A 16,545-nucleotide genomic window follows, 5' to 3' on the forward strand; every position below is an offset into this window, starting at 1 on the left:
CCCCCTTCGGTCAGTGCCGTGGTTCCCAGCGGAACCACCGCCGTACAGCAAACACCCCGATGAGGATCCAGGCCATCGCGGTCGCCAGAGCACCCAGCGCCTCGTACCCGGAGAGGTTCCCGGTCCAGCCGCCGCGCACCAGCGTGACGACGGGCGTCAGCGGCAGCAGCTCGCACACGGAGGCCACCCGGTCCGGCAGCAGCTCCAGCGGTATGAACATGCCCGAGCCGATCATCGAGACCAGCAGCAGCGGCATGGGCGTGGCCTGGGCGCTCTCGGCGGTCCGGGTGAAACCGGCAGTGGCCGCGGCGAGGGCCGCGCACATCACGAGCCCCAACAGCAGGCCGAGTACGACCAGATGGGGCGCCGACGGCGCGGACAGGTCCAGCAGCGCGACACAGCCGGCCGTCAGCAGCAGGCACTGCGCCAGCCCGGTGAGGACGGCCGGCAGCGCGGAGCCGGCCAGGATCTCGGCGTCCCGCAGCTCACCGGTGCGCAGGCGCTTGAGGACGAGCTCCTCACGCCGGACGACGAACACGCCGACGAGCACCGAGTAGACGGCGAACAGCAGGGAGAAGCCGACGGCTGCGGGCAGCACCAGCGTGCCGGTGCTCAGCCCCGCCCCGGCGAGGTCCATCTCCTCCGCCGCCGACCGCACGCTGACCGGCATCACCAGCGGCACGAACAGCGCGGCGACGAGCGCGCCCCTGGTCCGCCCCAGCAGGGTCAGTTCGGCGCGGGCGAGAGCGGTCATCCGGCTCAGCGGGGTCGTCATCGCCGTGGCCGGCCGGGGCGTCGTCTGCGTGGCGCTCATGCCGCGTACTCCTTCGTCGTCATTCCCGTGGCCTGCTCCGCCGAGGCGTTCTTGGCGATCCCGAGGAACGCCTCCTCCAGGGACGCCGAGCGCACGTCCAGGCGGCGCAGCTCCACCCCGGCCTGCGCGGCCCACATCAGCAGCCCCGTGGCCGTCCGCTGCAGTTCGTGGGTGCGGAGCCGGACGAGCCGGCCGTCGGTCTCGTGCCCGGCCACGCCCAGCCCGCCGAGCGGCGGGAGGTCGCCGACGAAGTAGCCGTCGGGCAGTTCGAAGGAGATCCGCGACGGCTCCGCGGCGGTCACCTCGGCCGGTGTCCCGGTGGTGGCGATCCGGCCGTCGTGCATGATCGCGAGCCGGTCGGCGAGGTTCTCGGCCTCCTCCAGGTAGTGCGTGGTCAGCAGCACCGTCGTCCCGCCGTCGCGCAGCGCGCTCACCAACTCCCAGGTGGCCCGGCGGCCTTCGGCGTCCAGTCCGGTGGACGGTTCGTCGAGGAAGAGCACCTCGGGATCGCCGAGCAGGGCGAGGGCCAGGTCGAGGCGGCGCCGCTGGCCACCGGACAGCTGCTTGACCCGGGTGCCGGCCTTGGTCTCCAGGCCGACCAGCGCCAGCACCTCGGCGGGCGGCCGTGCCCCGCTCACGCATCCCGCCCACATCCGCGCGGTCTCCGCGACGGTGAGCTCGGAGGGGAAGCCGCCTTCCTGGAGCATCACGCCGGTGCGGGGCCGTACGGCGGCCCGTTCGGTGTACGGATCGTGCCCGAGGACCCGCACCCGTCCGCCGGCCGGCTCCGCGAGTCCCTCCAGGAGTTCGACGGTGGAGGTCTTGCCCGCGCCGTTGGTGCCGAGCAGCGCGAAGATCTCCCCGCGTCGGACGGTGAAGCTGATTCCGCGTACCGCCTCGAACCCGCCCCCGTACACACGTCGCAGGTCAGTGACCTCAATCACGTGTTCGTGTCCGTTGCTTTCCATGCTTCAAGCGTCCCGGCCACACGGGCCCGCGAGCAGTGCGCGCTGTCATCGTTCGGCATGACAAATGTCAGGCGGACGCTCGGGGGATACGAAGAAGACCCCGGTCCTGATGGACCGGGGTCTTCATTCCCGAGCGGACGACGAGGTTCGAACTCGCGACCTCAACCTTGGCAAGGTTGCGCTCTACCAACTGAGCTACGTCCGCATGTGCTCCCGATCGGCTTTCACCGACCGGTGCAGGCACCAGCCTACCTGATCCACAACTGTGGCCGGTACGGCGATGCAGAGCGGGTGACAGGAATCGCACACTGCGCCTTCCCCCTGGAAGGGGGATGTTCTACTACTGAACTACACCCGCATGTTTCCGTGAGCCGGGCCTTTCGGCCTCGCCCCTCGGCGTGCTCCAGACTCTAGCTGATCAGCCGGGGTGCTGCGCAAGTCGGTTGCCGCGAGGGGCGGGTGGCCGGCCGTGGGGCCGGGCTCGACGGGCCGTCACTGCGCGGCGGTGAACGCCTCGTAGACCTTCTTGGGGATGCGCCCGCGCGCGGGGACCTCCATCTTGTGGGCCTGGGCCCAGGCGCGCACGGCCGACGGGTCGGGGGCGACCTCCGTCTGCCGGTAGGCCTTGCCCGAGCGGGACCGCTTGCGGCCGGCCTCCACGTACGGCGCGAGCGCCTGCCGCAGTTCTCCGGCGTTGACTTCGCTCAGGTCGATCTCGTACGACTTGCCGTCCAGTCCGAAGGCGATCGTTTCCGCCGCTTCCGAGCCGTCGATGTCGTCAGAGAGAGTGACCACGACCTTCTGCGCCACGAATATCGGTCCCTTCATGCGGCACTTTGCCAATTCATTTGTACAGTGCCTGGCAATATATTGTGAAGCCCGACTAAATCCTTCCGCGTGTCAGAAGGCAATGGGTGCCGGGTGTCGATCCGGAATCTTTCCCGAAAATGTCGCGTGTGGGTCCGTCGATGCCGGATCGTGATGACGGTCACGTAGTTTCCTACAAGTCAACGCGCGTAGAAATTTTGTGCGGGTAGTCTGAAGGAACCTGCTCAGCACCACACACCGGGAGTGCCAGTGGCACGCGTCGTAGTCGACGTCATGCTCAAGCCGGAGATCCTCGACCCCCAGGGCCAGGCGGTGCAGCGCGCACTGCCGCGGCTCGGTTTCGACGGGATCTCGGACGTCCGCCAGGGAAAGCGTTTCGAACTGGAAGTTGACGGGCCGGTCGACGAGGCCGCCCTCGCCCGCATTCATGATCTTGCGGAGTCCTTCCTCGCGAACACCGTGATCGAGGACTTCACGATCCGTGTCGAGGAAGTCGCGGAGGCTGTGAAGTGACCGCTCGTATTGGCGTCGTCACTTTTCCCGGCAGTCTGGACGACCGTGACACCCAGCGCGCGATCCGGGTCGCGGGCGCCGAGCCGGTCGCCCTGTGGCACAAGGACAAGGACCTCAAGCAGGTCGACGCCGTGGTGCTGTGCGGTGGTTTCTCCTACGGCGACTATCTGCGCGCCGGGGCCATCGCCCGTTTCTCGCCGGTGATGGAGCCCCTGCTGGAGCAGGCGAAGGCCGGTCTGCCGGTGCTCGGCATCTGCAACGGCTTCCAGATCCTCACCGAGGCCCATCTGCTGCCGGGCACGATGCTGCGCAACAACCACCTGCACTTCATCTGCCGCGACCAGAAGCTGCGGGTGGAGAACGCCGAAACCGCCTGGACCACCGACTACGCGGCCGGCCAGGAGATCCACATCCCGCTGAAGAACAACGACGGGCAGTACGTCGCCGACGAGCGCACCCTCGACGAGCTGGAGGCCGAGGGCCGCGTCGCCTTCCGGTATGTCGACTTCAACCCCAACGGCTCCCAGCGGGACATCGCCGGTGTCAGCAACGAGGCCGGAAACGTGGTCGGCCTCATGCCGCACCCCGAGCACGCCGTCGAGCCGCTGATCGGCACCGGCCGCACCGACGGCCTCCCGTTCTTCACCTCGATCCTCAAGAAGCTGGTCAACGCATGAGCCGGACGCCTCTGGACACGGTCGAGCACGCGGCCGCGACCCCCGACGTCGAGCTGCCCTGGGCCGAACTGGGCCTGAAGAAGGACGAGTACGAGCGGGTCGTGGAGATCCTCGGCCGCCGGCCCACCGGGGCCGAGCTCGCCATGTACTCGGTGATGTGGTCGGAGCACTGCTCGTACAAGAGCAGCAAGGTGCACCTGCGCCAGTTCGGCGAGAAGGCCCCCGAGTCCGACGCCATGCTCGTCGGCATCGGCGAGAACGCCGGTGTCGTCGACGTCGGCCAGGGCTACGCGGTCACCTTCAAGGTCGAGTCGCACAACCACCCGTCGTACGTCGAGCCCTACCAGGGCGCGGCCACCGGTGTCGGCGGCATCGTCCGCGACATCATCGCCATGGGTGCGCGCCCGGTCGCGGTCGTCGACCCGCTCCGCTTCGGTGCCGCCGACCACCCCGACACCAAGCGCGTGCTGCCGGGTGTCGTCGCCGGCATCGGCGGCTACGGCAACTGCCTGGGCCTGTCCAACATCGGCGGCGAGGTCGTCTTCGACGCCTGCTACCAGGGCAACCCGCTGGTCAACGCCGGTGCCATCGGCGTCATGCGGCACGAGGACATTCACCTGGCGAAGGCGTCCGGCGCGGGCAACAAGGTCATCCTGTACGGGGCCCGGACCGGCGGTGACGGCATCGGCGGCGCCTCGATTCTGGCCTCCGAGACCTTCGACGACGCCAAGCCCTCGAAGCGCCCGGCCGTCCAGGTCGGCGACCCCTTCCAGGAGAAGCTGCTCATCGAGTGCACGCTGGAGGCCTTCGCCGAGAAGCTCGTCGTCGGCATCCAGGACCTCGGCGCGGCCGGCCTGTCCTGCGCCACCTCCGAGCTCGCCTCCAACGGCTCGGGCGGCATGCGCGTCACCCTGGACGACGTCCCGCTGCGCGACTCGACCCTCTCGCCCGAGGAAATCCTCATGAGCGAGTCGCAGGAACGCATGTGCGCGGTCGTCGAGCCGGAGAAAGTCGACCGCTTCCTGGAGATCTGCGACAAGTGGGACGTCATCGCCACCGTCATCGGTGAGGTGACCGACGGCGACCGCCTGGAGATCTACTGGCACGGCGGCAAGATCGTCGACGTCGACCCGCGCACGGTCGCGCACGAGGGCCCGGTCTACGAGCGCCCCTACGCCCGCCCGTCCTGGCAGGACGAGCTCCAGGCCGACGACGCGAACAAGCTGCCGCGGCCGGAGACGTCCGAGGAGCTGAAGGACCAGGTCCTGAAGCTGGTCGGCTCCCCGAACCAGGCCTCCAAGTCCTGGATCACCAGCCAGTACGACCACTTCGTGCAGGGCAACACCGTGCTCGCCCAGCCCGAGGACTCCGGCATGATCCGGATCGACGAGGAGACCGGCCTCGGCGTGGCGATCGCGACCGACGGCAACGGCCGGTACGCCAAGCTCGACCCGTACCACGGCGCTCAGCTCGCGCTGGCGGAGGCGTACCGCAACGTCGCCACCACCGGCGCCAAGCCGCTCGCCGTCTCCGACTGCCTGAACTTCGGCTCGCCTGAGGACCCGGCGGTGATGTGGCAGTTCGCGGAGGCCGTGCGCGGTCTGGCGGACGCCTGCCAGCAGCTGGGCACGCCGGTCACGGGTGGCAACGTGTCCCTCTACAACCAGACGGGCGAGGCGGCCATCCACCCGACCCCGGTGGTCGCGGTCCTCGGCGTCATCGACGACGTGGCCCGCCGCACGCCGGTCGCCTTCCAGGAGGAGGGCCAGCTGCTCTACCTCCTCGGCGACACCCGTGAGGAGTTCGGCGGCTCGGCCTGGTCGCAGGTCGTCCACGACCACCTCGGCGGTCTGCCCCCGCAGGTCGACCTGGAGCGCGAGCGCCTGCTGGCCGAGATCCTGATCTCCGCCTCCCGCGACGGCATGATCGATTCCGCGCACGACCTGTCCGACGGCGGTCTGATCCAGGCGGTCGTCGAGTCGGCGCTGCTGGGCGGCAAGGGCGCCCGCCTGATCGTCCCGGACGGTCTGGACGCCTTCACCTTCCTCTTCTCCGAGTCGGCGGGCCGCGCGGTCGTGGCAGTGCCGCGCTCCGAAGAGGTCCGCTTCAACGACATGTGCGGTGCGCGGGGCCTGCCCGTCACCCGCATCGGTGTCGTCGACGGCGACACCGTGGACGTCCAGGGCGAGTTCGCGCTGCCCCTGTCCGAGCTGCGCGAGACGCACGAGGGCACGATCCCGGCGCTGCTCAAGTAGGCGACCGCTCCGAAGCCCCCCGCCCGGACCGGGCGGGGGGCTTCGCCGTGCCCGGGCGGATCTGGGCGCCGACCCTTGCACGGGATTACGTAGTTACGTAATCTGTGAGTATGGATCTGGGAGAACGCGTCACCGCCCTCGAACGCCGTCTGGCGGCCCTCGAAGGCGCCCGGCGCACCGGCCCCCTCATCGACGGGGGCGACTTCTGGGCGCTGAACGGACTGAGAGAGCAGCTGTCCGAAGCGGGGGTGTCCCACGGCGGTGTCCTCTACACCGGCTCCGTGGGCCTGCCGACGGGCGAGGAGTACTCCTGGCAGATGACCGCCCTCACGGAGGACCTGCTGGAGGGTGACTGGACCACGGCCGCCGAGTCGTTCGCGGCGCTCGGCCACCCGGTCCGGATCCGCCTGCTCCGCGAGATCCTCGGCGGCCGGCGCACCGCCACCGAACTCGCCGAGCTGGACGAGGTCGGCACGACCGGCCAGATCTACCACCACCTGCGCCAGCTCACCGCCACGGGCTGGCTCCACACGACCGGCCGGGGCCGCCACGAGGTGCCACCGGGGCGGGTCGTACCGCTCCTGGTGGCACTGGCGACGGCCCGCCCGTAGCGAAAACTTGGGGGAACCGAATGTCCGCTCGCAAGCTCGGCATGGTGGCCTACCGCGTGCTGTGGCTGGTCTTCTTCGGTCTGATGGCCGCCGACCTGGGTTTCGGCCTGTCAGCCGGCCCCTGGTGGTGGAACTTCGCGCCGGTGCTCCTTGCGTACGCCGTCGTCATCCTGGTGAACCGGTGGGGCGGCACCCCGGACAAGCCGCGCGCGGCCCGTGAGCCCGTCGAGGTCGCTGTGCCCGTCACCGGCCGCTGGTCCGCGCTGAACAGCCCGGCCGACCGCACCCCCAGCCACGGCGTGCACGGCTACGGCCAGACCTTCGCCATCGACATCCTGGCCGAGCCCGAGCCGGGTGCCCGCCCGGCCTTCACGTGGCTGTGGCCGCTCGCCCGCCGCCCCCAGGACTTCCCGGCCCACGGCGCCCCCGTCCTGGCGGTCGCCGACGCCACCGTCGTACGAGCGCGAGGCCGGCAGCGCGACCACCTCAGCCGCACCTCCCTGCTGGGGCTGCTGTACCTGATGCTTTTCGAAGGGATGGTGCGAGAGCTCGCGGGCGTCGGCCGCATCCTCGGCAACCACATCGTCCTCGACCTCGGCGACGGCACCTACGCCGCCTACGCCCACCTCCAGCGCGGCTCCCTCACCGTCCGCGAGGGCGACCGCGTCCGCGCCGGACAACCGATCGCCCGCTGCGGCAACTCCGGCAACTCCTCCGAACCCCACCTGCACTTCCAGCTGATGGACGGCCCGGACCCGGACGCGGCCCGGGGCGTGCCCTTCACCTGGCAGGGCATCGGCGTGCCCCGCAACGGGGAGACCTTCCAGGTACCGTCCGCGAGCGCCGCCCTAGGCTGACCTCCATGCCACCGGCCAGGAAACGCCTCCGCAGCTACGACCCCGTCAAGATCCGCGCGGCCGTACTCGCCCAGTTCGGGCACGTACGGGCCGCTGCCGCCGGGCTCACCCCCGAGCAGCTCGCCCTGCCCACCCGGCTGGGCGACTGGACCGTTCGTGAGCTGGTGGCACACGTCGGGACGGTCCTCGGGGCGGTCTCCCGGCTGACCGGCCTGCCGGAGCCGGCCGAGCAGGACGGCACCCTGCTCGACTGGCCCGCCGCGATCGCGGCCGACGCGCCGGAGATCGCCGCCCACGCCCGTGAGCTGGCCGGGAGCCACCCTGACCCCGCCGCCTACCTGGCGGCCACCGAGGAGCGCTTCACCGCCGGCCTCGCCGCCCATCGCGGCACCCGGCTGCTCGCCACCAGCGCGGGCGCCCTGCCGCTGGCCGACTACCTCGTCACCCGCACCGTCGAACTCGTCGTCCACACCGACGACCTCAACGCCGCCGTCCCCGGCCTGGACATCCCCTACGACCGGCAGGCCCTGGCCGCCTGCACCCGGCTCCTCGCCGACGCGCTCGCCGCGAAGGCACCCGGCGGTTCCACGGAGGTGCGGGTGCCGCCGTACGCGGTGGTGCAGTGCGTGGAGGGGCCGAGGCACACCCGGGGCACCCCGCCCAACGTCGTCGAGACGGACCCGCTGACCTGGATCCGGCTGGCGACCGGACGGACGGCATGGGCGCAGGCACTCCAGGACGCCGAGGTCAGCGCGAGCGGCGAGCGGGCGGACCTGTCGGTCTACCTGCCCCTGATGCAGTAGCCCTGATGAATCAAGGGGAACCGATCCACCCGGGTCGTCCGTCGAAGTGGCATGGACAGGCAGAAGCAGCGCATGACCCTGACGGCCGCCGCCATGCTCGTCCCGCTCATGGCGGCCTGCGGCAGTGAGAAGGCGGACAGCGGCAGCGGCTCGGTCGGTGCCGAGCGGCCGGTCACCGGTGTGCGGTGGAGCGTGGACAGCGTCACCGCGGACGGCCGGACGCAGCAGGCCCCCGCCGGCGCCCACGTGACCATCGACAAGGGCCGGGCCGAGGGCAGCTTCGGCTGCAACAACTTCAGCGCCGAGGCCACCGTGGAGGGCGACCGCGTCCGGCTCGGCAAGACCAGGGCCACCCAGATGGCCTGCGAGAACACGCCCATGGCCTTCGAGAAGACCCTCGCGCGGGCCTTCTCGGACCAGGAACTGAAGGCGAAGGTGGACGACGACCGTCTCACCCTGACCACCGGCAGGGGCGACACCGTCCGGCTGACCAAGGCGAAGGACGCCCCGCTGGCCGGCACCAAGTGGACCGTCACGGCACCGAAGGCCGACGGCCGCGCCCACCTCACCTTCGACGAGAAGAAGGGCACCGTCTCCGGCAGCCTGGGCTGCAACAAGGTGAACGCCAAGGCCACGGTCAGCGACGGCCATATCACCCTCGGCCCCCCGGCCACGACCCGAATGATGTGCGAAGACTCACTCATGGCCGGTGAGAAGACCCTGCTGCGGCTTTTCGACGGGAAACTGAAGTACGGAATCGATCACCAAACCCTGACGCTGACCAGCGAAAACGGGACGAGTGCGCGAGCGGTGGCCGAGCGGTGATCCACCGGAAAGTCCGGTATCCCCAATTCGGACCAGTGGTCGACCTCGCCTACACTCGGTGGCGTGCCACGTGGTGACGGACGACTCAACCACGACCTGCTCCCCGGTGAGAAGGGCCCCCAGGACGCTTGTGGCGTCTTCGGTGTCTGGGCTCCGGGCGAAGAGGTCGCCAAGCTCACGTACTTCGGGCTCTACGCCCTCCAGCATCGAGGCCAGGAATCCGCGGGAATCGCGGTCAGCAACGGCTCACAGATCCTCGTCTTCAAGGACATGGGCCTGGTCTCTCAAGTCTTCGACGAGACCTCCCTCGGTTCGCTCCAGGGTCACATCGCGGTCGGTCACGCCCGCTACTCGACCACCGGTGCCTCCGTCTGGGAGAACGCCCAGCCGACCTTCCGCGCGACCGGACACGGATCCATCGCGCTCGGCCACAACGGCAATCTCGTCAACACCGCCCAGCTCGCCGAGATGGTCGCCGACCTGCCCAAGCAGGAGGGCGGCCGTACGCCGCGCGTCGCGGCGACCAACGACACCGACCTGCTCACCGCGCTCCTGGCGGCCCAGGTCGACGAGGACGGCAAGCCGCTGACCATCGAGGAGGCCGCCCTAGAGGTCCTTCCGCAGGTCAAGGGAGCCTTCTCGCTCGTCTTCATGGACGAGCACACCCTGTACGCGGCCCGCGACCCGCAAGGCGTCCGTCCGCTGGTCCTCGGCCGCCTGGAGCGCGGCTGGGTGGTCGCCTCCGAGTCCGCCGCCCTCGACATCTGCGGCGCCAGTTACGTCCGCGAGATCGAACCGGGCGAGTTCGTCGCCATCGACGAGAACGGCCTGCGCACCTCCCGATTCGCGGAAGCGAAGCCCAAGGGCTGTGTCTTCGAGTACGTGTACCTGGCCCGCCCGGACACCGACATCGCCGGCCGGAACGTGTACCTCTCCCGCGTGGAGATGGGCCGCAAGCTGGCCAAGGAAGCGCCGGCCGAGGCCGACCTGGTGATAGCGACCCCGGAGTCCGGCACGCCCGCGGCGATCGGTTACGCGGAGGCCTCCGGCATCCCGTTCGGCGCCGGCCTGGTCAAGAACGCCTACGTCGGCCGGACGTTCATCCAGCCCTCGCAGACCATCCGACAGCTGGGCATCCGCCTGAAGCTGAACCCGCTGAAGGAAGTCATCAAGGGCAAGCGCCTGGTCGTCGTCGACGACTCCATCGTGCGCGGCAACACCCAGCGGGCCCTGGTCCGCATGCTCCGCGAGGCGGGCGCCGCCGAGGTCCACATCCGGATCTCCTCGCCGCCCGTGAAGTGGCCCTGCTTCTTCGGCATCGACTTCGCCACCCGCGCCGAGCTCATCGCCAACGGCATGACGATCGACGAGATCGGCACCTCCCTGGGCGCCGACTCCCTGGCCTACATCTCCATCGACGGCATGATCGAGGCGACCACCATCGCCAAGCCGAACCTGTGCCGCGCCTGCTTCGACGGCGAGTACCCGATGGACCTCCCGGACCCCGAGCTGCTCGGCAAGCAGCTGCTGGAGACGGAGCTGGCCGCCGGCCCGGCCGCCACGGCCGCCGCCGACGCGATCCGCCGCCCGTAGACGGCCCGTAACACCTGCCGTACGACACAAAGGTTCTTATCGTCATGCCTGACACAACTGGTGCCAGCTACGCAGCCGCGGGCGTCGACATCGAAGCCGGTGACCGCGCCGTCGAACTGATGAAGGAGTGGGTGAAGAAGGCCCAGCGTCCCGAGGTCCTCGGCGGCCTCGGCGGCTTCGCCGGCCTCTTCGACGCCTCCGCCCTGAAGAACTACGAGCGGCCCCTGCTGGCCTCCGCCACGGACGGCGTCGGCACCAAGGTCGACATCGCCCGCCAGCTGGGCGTCTACGACAGCATCGGCCACGACCTGGTCGCCATGGTCATGGACGACATCGTGGTCTGCGGCGCCGAGCCGCTGTTCATGACCGACTACATCTGCGTCGGCAAGGTCCACCCCGAGCGGGTCGCCGCCATCGTCAAGGGCATCGCCGAGGGCTGTGTGCTGGCCGGCTGCGCCCTGGTCGGCGGCGAGACGGCCGAGCACCCGGGCCTGCTGGGCGAGAACGACTTCGACGTCGCCGGCGCCGGTACGGGCGTCGTGGAGGCCGACCGGCTGCTCGGCGCGGATCGCATCCGTACGGGTGACGCGGTGATCGCCATGGCGTCCTCCGGGCTTCACTCGAACGGGTACTCACTCGTCCGCCACGTCCTGCTGAACCAGGCGGGCCTGGCGCTGGACGCGCACATCGAGGAACTCGGCCGCACCCTCGGCGAGGAGCTGCTGGAACCGACGAAGATCTACTCACTGGACTGTCTGGCCCTGATGCGCACCACCGAGGTGCACGCCTTCAGCCACATCACCGGCGGCGGGCTCGCGGCCAACCTCGCCCGGGTCGTCCCGGACGACCTGCACGCCGTCGTCGACCGCTCCACCTGGACACCGGACCCGATCTTCGACCTCGTCGGCCGTACGGGCAGCGTCGAGCGTCTGGAGCTCGAGAAGACCCTGAACATGGGTGTCGGGATGATCGCGATCGTGCCCCAGGAGTCCGTGGACGTGGCCCTGGCGACCCTCGCCGACCGCGGCGTGGACGCCTGGGTGGCCGGAGAGATCACCGACCGCGGCGAGCACCGCAGCGGTGCCGCCCTGATCGGTGACTACGCGAGCTGAGGCACGGGGGTCGTGACCCTGCAGGCAGCACAGAACCCGGTCGGTGACCGAAGTCACCGACCGGGTGAGTGTTCAGTGCAGGGTCAAGCGCCGCGACGATGCTGCGAGGACTGGTCGTCCTCGTCATCGTCGTCCTCATAGAGGTCGGCGTACCGTGCGTACAGGTCGTCGTCCTCATCATCGTCTTCGAACGGCTCGCCGTTAGGCGGCTGCGGATTCGAAGGCGATGCACCCAGCTCCTCAGCCAGGCGTGAGAGATCAGTCCCACCGCTGTTGTACTTCAGCTGGCGGGCGACCTTCGTCTGCTTGGCCTTGGCCCGGCCGCGCCCCATGGCTCGACCCCCTCAACGACGGGGCTCGACGGCCCCAGAGTCTTGACACGCGTTCATGGTCCGGCACGGACTCTCCGCGGAGAGACCGGTCCGTAGGGCTTCCACGGTACCTGAGCCCGCGCCCATACGGTACGTCGCCCGCATGACCTGCCCACGCCCAGAACCTTCGAGGCGCCCCGTCCTCGCTGGTCAACCGCGATTTTAACCACTTCTCGGCGGGCGACCCGCCGGTAGAAGTGAGAGTTCTCTCTAACTGCCCACCGGCGGGTACCGGCCAAACGTACGAGACGCCCCGGTCGGCCCGGAGTCAGCGGGCCCGGCGGGCCAGGGCCGCGTCGTGCATCCGCTGCTCGGCGATCCGGTCGGCCGCGGCGGCCGGCGGAATGCCATCGTCCTTCGCACGTGCGAATATGGCCAGCGTGGTGTCGAAGATCTTCGACGCCTTCGCCTTGCACCGGTCGAAGTCGAAGCCGTGCAGCTCGTCGGCGACCTGGATGACACCGCCGGCGTTCACCACGTAATCCGGCGCGTAGAGGATCCCGCGGTCGGCGAGGTCCTTCTCCACGCCCGGGTGGGCGAGCTGGTTGTTGGCGGCGCCGCAGACCACCTTGGCGGTCAGCGCGGGCACCGTGTCGTCGTTCAGGGCACCGCCGAGCGCGCAGGGGGCGTAGATGTCGAGGCCCTCGGCGCGGATCAGGGTCGCGGTGTCGGCGACGGCCGTGACCCCCGTCGGGTGTGCCGCGAGGATCCGGCCCACGGCGTCCTCGCGCACGTCGGTGATGACGACCTCCGCGCCCTCCGTCCGCAGGTGCTCCACCAGGTGGTGGCCGACCTTGCCGACGCCCGCGATGCCGACCCGCCTCCCGCGCAGCGAGGGGTCGCCCCACAGGTGCTGCGCGGAGGCCCGCATGCCCTGATAGACGCCGTAGGCGGTGAGGACGGAGGAGTCCCCGGCGCCGCCGTTCTCCGGGGAGCGGCCGGTCGTCCAGCGGCACTCACGCGCCACGACGTCCATGTCGGCGACGTACGTACCGACGTCGCAGGCCGTGACGTAGCGCCCGCCCAGGGAGGCGACGAAACGGCCGTAGGCGAGGAGGAGCTCCTCGGTCTTGGTCTTCTCCGGGTCGCCGATGATCACGGCCTTGCCGCCGCCGTGGTCGAGACCGGCCATGGCGTTCTTGTACGACATGCCGCGGGCGAGGTTCAGCGCGTCGGCGACGGCCTCGGCCTCGTTCGCGTACGGATAGAAGCGCGTGCCGCCGAGCGCGGGGCCCAGGGCGGTGGAGTGGAGGGCGATGACGGCCTTGAGGCCGCTCGCGCGGTCCTGGCAGAGCACGACTTGCTCATGTCCGCCCTGGTCCGAGTGGAACAGGGTGTGCAGTACATCAGCAGGTGCGCCGGTTACGTCGGTCACTGTGGTGACTCCTGAGTAAGTTGCGGCGGGTGGAGACCAGCCTCCGTGCGGGTGGCGGGGACTGTTGAGCATGAGATTAGAGCCTGACGGGCCCGCCGACCGCACAGTGCACAGGATCACCTCCGACCGGAGTACACCCGTGCGACGATTTGCATAGATTTCCCGCGCGATCGTGAGTGGGTTCCGCAGGTTTTCGCGCCGGTGCGCGGGGGAGGGAGCAGGCGTGCCCAAGGTGACCTCGGTGATCGTCCCCTACGCGACCTACCTGCGCGTGTACGAACCGCTGGCCGCCTTCCCCGAGCCGGAGCGCAGCCACTGGGCCCACTACGCCCGCCGTACGGACCGCCCCTCGTACCAGGACGAACTCCGCCGAGCCCTCGCCGACTTGGCCCCCACCCCGCCGGTGGCGGTGCCGGTGCACGAGAGCGAGGACGCCTTGGTGCTCGACGTCGACGGCGTCGTCTGCGTCTGCCCCTGGCGCACCCGGCTGCGCGGCTGGCTGGCCCTGGACGAGCTCAGCGAAGAGCTGCCCCCGCCGGTCATGGACGCGGTCCTGCCGCCCGTCCTGCGGCGCCAGGCGTCCCAGGACTACGAGCGCTGGCTGGCGATCAACCCGGACGCCCGGCCGTGGATCCGTACGGCCACCTGGCAGGTGCCGATCAGCTGGTTCGTGCTGGTCTCCGACGAGGAGCGCGAGTACGACGAGGGCGCCTCGGCCGACAGCCCGCCCGTACTGCGCTACCGAACCCCCATGGTCCAGGCCCGGCGGCGGGTGGCCCGTGGCCTGCGCGCCCTGAAGGAGGCCATGGACGAGGGGCCGCTGATCGACGGCCTGATGGACGTCGGGCGCTGGCTGGAGGAGTTCCATCCGCGCTCGCTCGTGGAGCTGGACTACGGCGGCCTGGTGCACGCGGTGCCGGCCGGGGCACTGGAGGACGACCACTCCGCGGCGGACGTGGCCGAGGGCATCGCCGCGCTGCGCCGGGGCGACGGGGCCGCCGCGGGCCGTGCGTACGCCCGGCTCGTGGAGCGGTGGCGTTCCGTGCGTGATCTGCGGTCGGCCAACTGACCTCTGACCTTGATGTCCGCACAGACCGCTCGCATCCGGTCACGAACTGACGTTTGACGAACCGCCCGATTTGGGGTTTCGTCCTCGCACCGAGTTCCTGAAGCGGGCTGTGCGTCTCCTGAGGCTGCGTCAACAAGGGACGTAGGGCCCGATCCGGGCAGACCTCTCAAGTAGGCCAAGCGTGACGGACTACACGTACGAGGCTCTTGCGTCCCTTGCCCCCCCTCATGCCAAAATAGGACAAGGAGTCCGGGGAGGGCTCCTTCCGTCCCATGGTGCTGCACTATGGGCGGAATCTCAGCATTGCACGCTTTGGGGGGTCTCATGACTTCCTGCTCACCCTGTGACTGATCGTCACAGCGGTGTGACTGTCCGCTATGGCATGGTCCATCGGCTTCCGTCGCTGATGAACACCTGGAGGGGCAATTCCATCGGTTTGGCCGACGCGGCTGGACAGATGGTGTAGTTGTAGTGCCGAGGACAAGCCGTTCGTCCTATAACCGACTCGACTCGCGTCCGCCATTTCGGGCAACGCGGGTCAAGGTGCAGAATTTAGAGGAAAGAACCGAGAAGGTTCGGTTCTCCCGAGGAGGCCGCTCATGACCGCTCGCACCCCTGATGCCGAGCCGCTGCTGACCCCGGCTGAGGTCGCCACCATGTTCCGTGTGGACCCGAAGACGGTCACGCGGTGGGCGAAGGCCGGCAAGCTCACGTCGATCCGCACGCTCGGCGGGCATCGGCGCTACCGCGAGGCCGAGGTCCGCGCTCTGCTCGCGGGCATCCCGCAGCAGCGCAGCGAGGCCTGAACAACTGAATAACCGGGCAAACCGGCTGGTTCCCCCGACTGGCCGCGGCGTCCGGACCACAGCTCCAAACGACGCGGGGTCCTGCCCCAACAGGCCCCACGCCCGAGCCGTTCAAGGCTTTCCAGGCATGCAGCAGGGTGCGTCGTCGATCGCGCTGGACTCCGCCGGGTCCAGCGCGATCTTTTTTGTGCGCCCGCGATAGGTCTGCGATCCCGCTGTGAGCAGCCTTGTAGGAGCCTGGGGAAGGGTGTCGGATCCTCTGTGTGCGGCACCTCGGACCGGGTGCAATTGCACATATTAAATTGACCCTTTGTAGGTGGGGTGTAAGTACCGCACTTTCCGAAACTCATGCAGTGACACCCGTCACATACCAAGCGGCTTGTTAGCTCCGCCGCAGGTGCGGTAGAGAAGCCGCCGCCGCCTCCAGCAGCCCGTCTGCACAGGGGTGTTGAGTCCGCTCGTGGATCATGCGGGTGCCGGGCTCTCGTCCTCCTTGGCCCGGGTCGCGCCCTGAGCGGCACGCGGTGCGGATTCCAGAGCCAGCCGCAGCAGGCGATGGCAGATCGGGCAATGCCGGGTGAGATGCCGGTACGACGACGCAGCCGACAGGTGCGCGCGCAGCAGAGCCCGCGTCTCGTGCCTCGCCGCTGCCGCCGCCATGGGCCACCTCCAGGAGGCCGCACGGACGACGGCCCTGGTTCTGGGGTACCGATGGAATGAGGGGGCGTCAAGACGGCGTGTGGAGCGCGAAGGGGCTACACGGAGGTCAGGGCATACGAGAGAACCCGGATCCGAAGATCCGGGCTCTTGCGGGGCGGGCGGTCCTGACGGGATGTGCTGTGTCCGATTGCGGCTCCGCCGCGGGCGCGGCCTCCGTCTGTTCGGCCGGTGGCCCGGACGACGAAAAACCCGGATCCGAAGATCCGGGCTCTTGTAATGCGGTCCTGACGGGATTTGAACCCGCGGCCTCCACCTTGACAGGGTGGCGAGCACTCCAAACTGCTCCACAGGACCAGGTTTCGCAGTGCCATTTGTGCGTTGCGCTGCGAGAAGAGACTCTACAGGAGG

At 69.6% G+C, this 16,545-nt stretch carries 17 protein-coding genes and 3 tRNA genes; 11 read left to right on the forward strand and 9 right to left on the reverse strand.

Going from position 1 to position 16,545, the window contains the following annotated elements; genetic code table 11:
* Positions 1 to 10: 10 nt before the first annotated feature.
* The 5 genes from ACFY9S_RS07760 to ACFY9S_RS07780 form a co-directional block, all read right to left on the reverse strand.
* Positions 11 to 814 carry an ABC transporter permease gene (locus tag ACFY9S_RS07760; RefSeq protein ID WP_391124079.1) on the reverse strand — a complete coding sequence of 268 codons (804 nt, stop codon included), beginning with the start codon at positions 812 to 814 and terminating at the stop codon, positions 11 to 13.
* Positions 811 to 1,782 (reverse strand): ATP-binding cassette domain-containing protein, encoded by a 972-nt coding sequence (locus tag ACFY9S_RS07765; protein WP_391124082.1) that lies wholly within the window; start codon positions 1,780 to 1,782, stop codon positions 811 to 813. Before ACFY9S_RS07765 ends, ACFY9S_RS07760 begins: the two co-directional genes overlap by 4 nt.
* 132 nt (positions 1,783 to 1,914) lie before the next feature.
* Positions 1,915 to 1,987: transfer RNA gene (locus ACFY9S_RS07770), tRNA-Gly, on the reverse strand.
* An 81-nt stretch (positions 1,988 to 2,068) separates the two neighbouring features.
* A tRNA-Gly gene (locus tag ACFY9S_RS07775) sits at positions 2,069 to 2,140 on the reverse strand.
* Between the two features lie 134 nt (positions 2,141 to 2,274).
* Positions 2,275 to 2,592: an Lsr2 family protein gene (locus tag ACFY9S_RS07780; protein WP_102909379.1), complete on the reverse strand. Its 318-nt coding sequence runs from the start codon at positions 2,590 to 2,592 to the stop codon at positions 2,275 to 2,277.
* Between the two features lie 267 nt (positions 2,593 to 2,859).
* Between ACFY9S_RS07780 and purS the strand changes: the two genes are divergently transcribed.
* The 9 genes from purS to purM all read left to right on the forward strand — a co-directional run bounded on the left by purS (position 2,860) and on the right by purM (position 11,856).
* Entirely contained in the window at positions 2,860 to 3,123 is a 264-nt protein-coding gene (purS, locus tag ACFY9S_RS07785; protein ID WP_033314267.1) for a phosphoribosylformylglycinamidine synthase subunit PurS, read from the forward strand.
* A complete protein-coding gene (gene purQ / locus ACFY9S_RS07790; protein ID WP_102909363.1) occupies positions 3,120 to 3,800 on the forward strand; it encodes a phosphoribosylformylglycinamidine synthase subunit PurQ in 681 nt (226 codons plus the stop codon). The genes purS and purQ overlap by 4 nt, the downstream gene beginning before the upstream one ends.
* Entirely contained in the window at positions 3,797 to 6,055 is a 2,259-nt protein-coding gene (gene purL, locus ACFY9S_RS07795) for a phosphoribosylformylglycinamidine synthase subunit PurL (RefSeq protein WP_391124086.1), read from the forward strand. Before purQ ends, purL begins: the two co-directional genes overlap by 4 nt.
* A 110-nt stretch (positions 6,056 to 6,165) precedes the next feature.
* Positions 6,166 to 6,666, forward strand: coding sequence for an ArsR/SmtB family transcription factor (locus ACFY9S_RS07800; protein WP_391124089.1), 501 nt, complete (start codon positions 6,166 to 6,168; stop codon positions 6,664 to 6,666).
* A gap of 20 nt (positions 6,667 to 6,686) precedes the next feature.
* A complete protein-coding gene (locus ACFY9S_RS07805; RefSeq protein ID WP_391124092.1) occupies positions 6,687 to 7,523 on the forward strand; it encodes a peptidoglycan DD-metalloendopeptidase family protein in 837 nt (278 codons plus the stop codon).
* Between the two features lie 5 nt (positions 7,524 to 7,528).
* Positions 7,529 to 8,326 (forward strand): sterol carrier family protein, encoded by a 798-nt coding sequence (locus tag ACFY9S_RS07810; RefSeq protein WP_391124095.1) that lies wholly within the window; start codon positions 7,529 to 7,531, stop codon positions 8,324 to 8,326.
* Positions 8,327 to 8,377: 51 nt separating this feature from the next.
* On the forward strand, positions 8,378 to 9,151 hold the full coding sequence (locus ACFY9S_RS07815) for an META domain-containing protein (protein WP_391124098.1): 774 nt from the start codon (positions 8,378 to 8,380) through the stop codon (positions 9,149 to 9,151).
* Between the two features lie 63 nt (positions 9,152 to 9,214).
* Positions 9,215 to 10,744, forward strand: coding sequence for an amidophosphoribosyltransferase (gene purF, locus ACFY9S_RS07820; protein WP_391124101.1), 1,530 nt, complete (start codon positions 9,215 to 9,217; stop codon positions 10,742 to 10,744).
* A 44-nt stretch (positions 10,745 to 10,788) separates the two neighbouring features.
* Complete coding sequence (gene purM, locus ACFY9S_RS07825) at positions 10,789 to 11,856, forward strand: phosphoribosylformylglycinamidine cyclo-ligase (protein WP_391124103.1); 1,068 nt, start codon at positions 10,789 to 10,791, stop codon at positions 11,854 to 11,856.
* 83 nt (positions 11,857 to 11,939) lie between these two features.
* Here purM and ACFY9S_RS07830 read toward each other — a convergent pair whose 3' ends face one another.
* The gene (locus ACFY9S_RS07830; RefSeq protein ID WP_102909372.1) at positions 11,940 to 12,188 is read right to left on the reverse strand and encodes a DUF3073 domain-containing protein; all 249 of its coding nucleotides are present in this window, start codon (positions 12,186 to 12,188) and stop codon (positions 11,940 to 11,942) included.
* A 307-nt stretch (positions 12,189 to 12,495) separates the two neighbouring features.
* Positions 12,496 to 13,602: a Glu/Leu/Phe/Val dehydrogenase dimerization domain-containing protein gene (locus ACFY9S_RS07835; protein WP_391124106.1), complete on the reverse strand. Its 1,107-nt coding sequence runs from the start codon at positions 13,600 to 13,602 to the stop codon at positions 12,496 to 12,498.
* A 223-nt stretch (positions 13,603 to 13,825) separates the two neighbouring features.
* On the opposite strand from ACFY9S_RS07835, the gene ACFY9S_RS07840 reads away from it, so the two are divergent.
* Together ACFY9S_RS07840 and bldC are read left to right on the forward strand one after the other, a co-directional pair.
* Positions 13,826 to 14,671 carry a hypothetical protein gene (locus tag ACFY9S_RS07840; RefSeq protein WP_391124108.1) on the forward strand — a complete coding sequence of 282 codons (846 nt, stop codon included), beginning with the start codon at positions 13,826 to 13,828 and terminating at the stop codon, positions 14,669 to 14,671.
* Positions 14,672 to 15,270: 599 nt separating this feature from the next.
* Complete coding sequence (gene bldC / locus ACFY9S_RS07845) at positions 15,271 to 15,477, forward strand: developmental transcriptional regulator BldC (protein WP_003949541.1); 207 nt, start codon at positions 15,271 to 15,273, stop codon at positions 15,475 to 15,477.
* A gap of 465 nt (positions 15,478 to 15,942) precedes the next feature.
* Here bldC and ACFY9S_RS07850 read toward each other — a convergent pair whose 3' ends face one another.
* Together ACFY9S_RS07850 and ACFY9S_RS07855 are read right to left on the reverse strand one after the other, a co-directional pair.
* Positions 15,943 to 16,137: a DUF6274 family protein gene (locus ACFY9S_RS07850; RefSeq protein ID WP_391124111.1), complete on the reverse strand. Its 195-nt coding sequence runs from the start codon at positions 16,135 to 16,137 to the stop codon at positions 15,943 to 15,945.
* 279 nt (positions 16,138 to 16,416) lie between these two features.
* A tRNA-Asp gene (locus tag ACFY9S_RS07855) sits at positions 16,417 to 16,491 on the reverse strand.
* Between the last annotated feature and the right edge of the window lie 54 nt (positions 16,492 to 16,545).

The sequence above is a fragment of the Streptomyces sp. NPDC012474 genome, assembly GCF_042955185.1.
Lineage (GTDB): Bacteria > Actinomycetota > Actinomycetes > Streptomycetales > Streptomycetaceae > Streptomyces > Streptomyces cahuitamycinicus.

Bases quoted from the DNA above. Each gene is read 5' to 3' on its own strand.
- ACFY9S_RS07760 (WP_391124079.1), bottom strand. From the start codon at position 814: ATGAGCGCCACGCAGACGACGCCCCGGCCGGCCACGGCGATGACGACC.
- ACFY9S_RS07765 (WP_391124082.1), bottom strand. From the start codon at position 1,782: ATGGAAAGCAACGGACACGAACACGTGATTGAGGTCACTGACCTGCGA.
- purL (WP_391124086.1), top strand. From the start codon at position 3,797: ATGAGCCGGACGCCTCTGGACACGGTCGAGCACGCGGCCGCGACCCCC.
- ACFY9S_RS07800 (WP_391124089.1), top strand. From the start codon at position 6,166: ATGGATCTGGGAGAACGCGTCACCGCCCTCGAACGCCGTCTGGCGGCC.
- ACFY9S_RS07805 (WP_391124092.1), top strand. From the start codon at position 6,687: ATGTCCGCTCGCAAGCTCGGCATGGTGGCCTACCGCGTGCTGTGGCTG.
- ACFY9S_RS07810 (WP_391124095.1), top strand. From the start codon at position 7,529: ATGCCACCGGCCAGGAAACGCCTCCGCAGCTACGACCCCGTCAAGATC.
- ACFY9S_RS07815 (WP_391124098.1), top strand. From the start codon at position 8,378: ATGGACAGGCAGAAGCAGCGCATGACCCTGACGGCCGCCGCCATGCTC.
- purM (WP_391124103.1), top strand. From the start codon at position 10,789: ATGCCTGACACAACTGGTGCCAGCTACGCAGCCGCGGGCGTCGACATC.
- ACFY9S_RS07830 (WP_102909372.1), bottom strand. From the start codon at position 12,188: ATGGGGCGCGGCCGGGCCAAGGCCAAGCAGACGAAGGTCGCCCGCCAG.
- bldC (WP_003949541.1), top strand. From the start codon at position 15,271: ATGACCGCTCGCACCCCTGATGCCGAGCCGCTGCTGACCCCGGCTGAG.
- ACFY9S_RS07850 (WP_391124111.1), bottom strand. From the start codon at position 16,137: ATGGCGGCGGCAGCGGCGAGGCACGAGACGCGGGCTCTGCTGCGCGCG.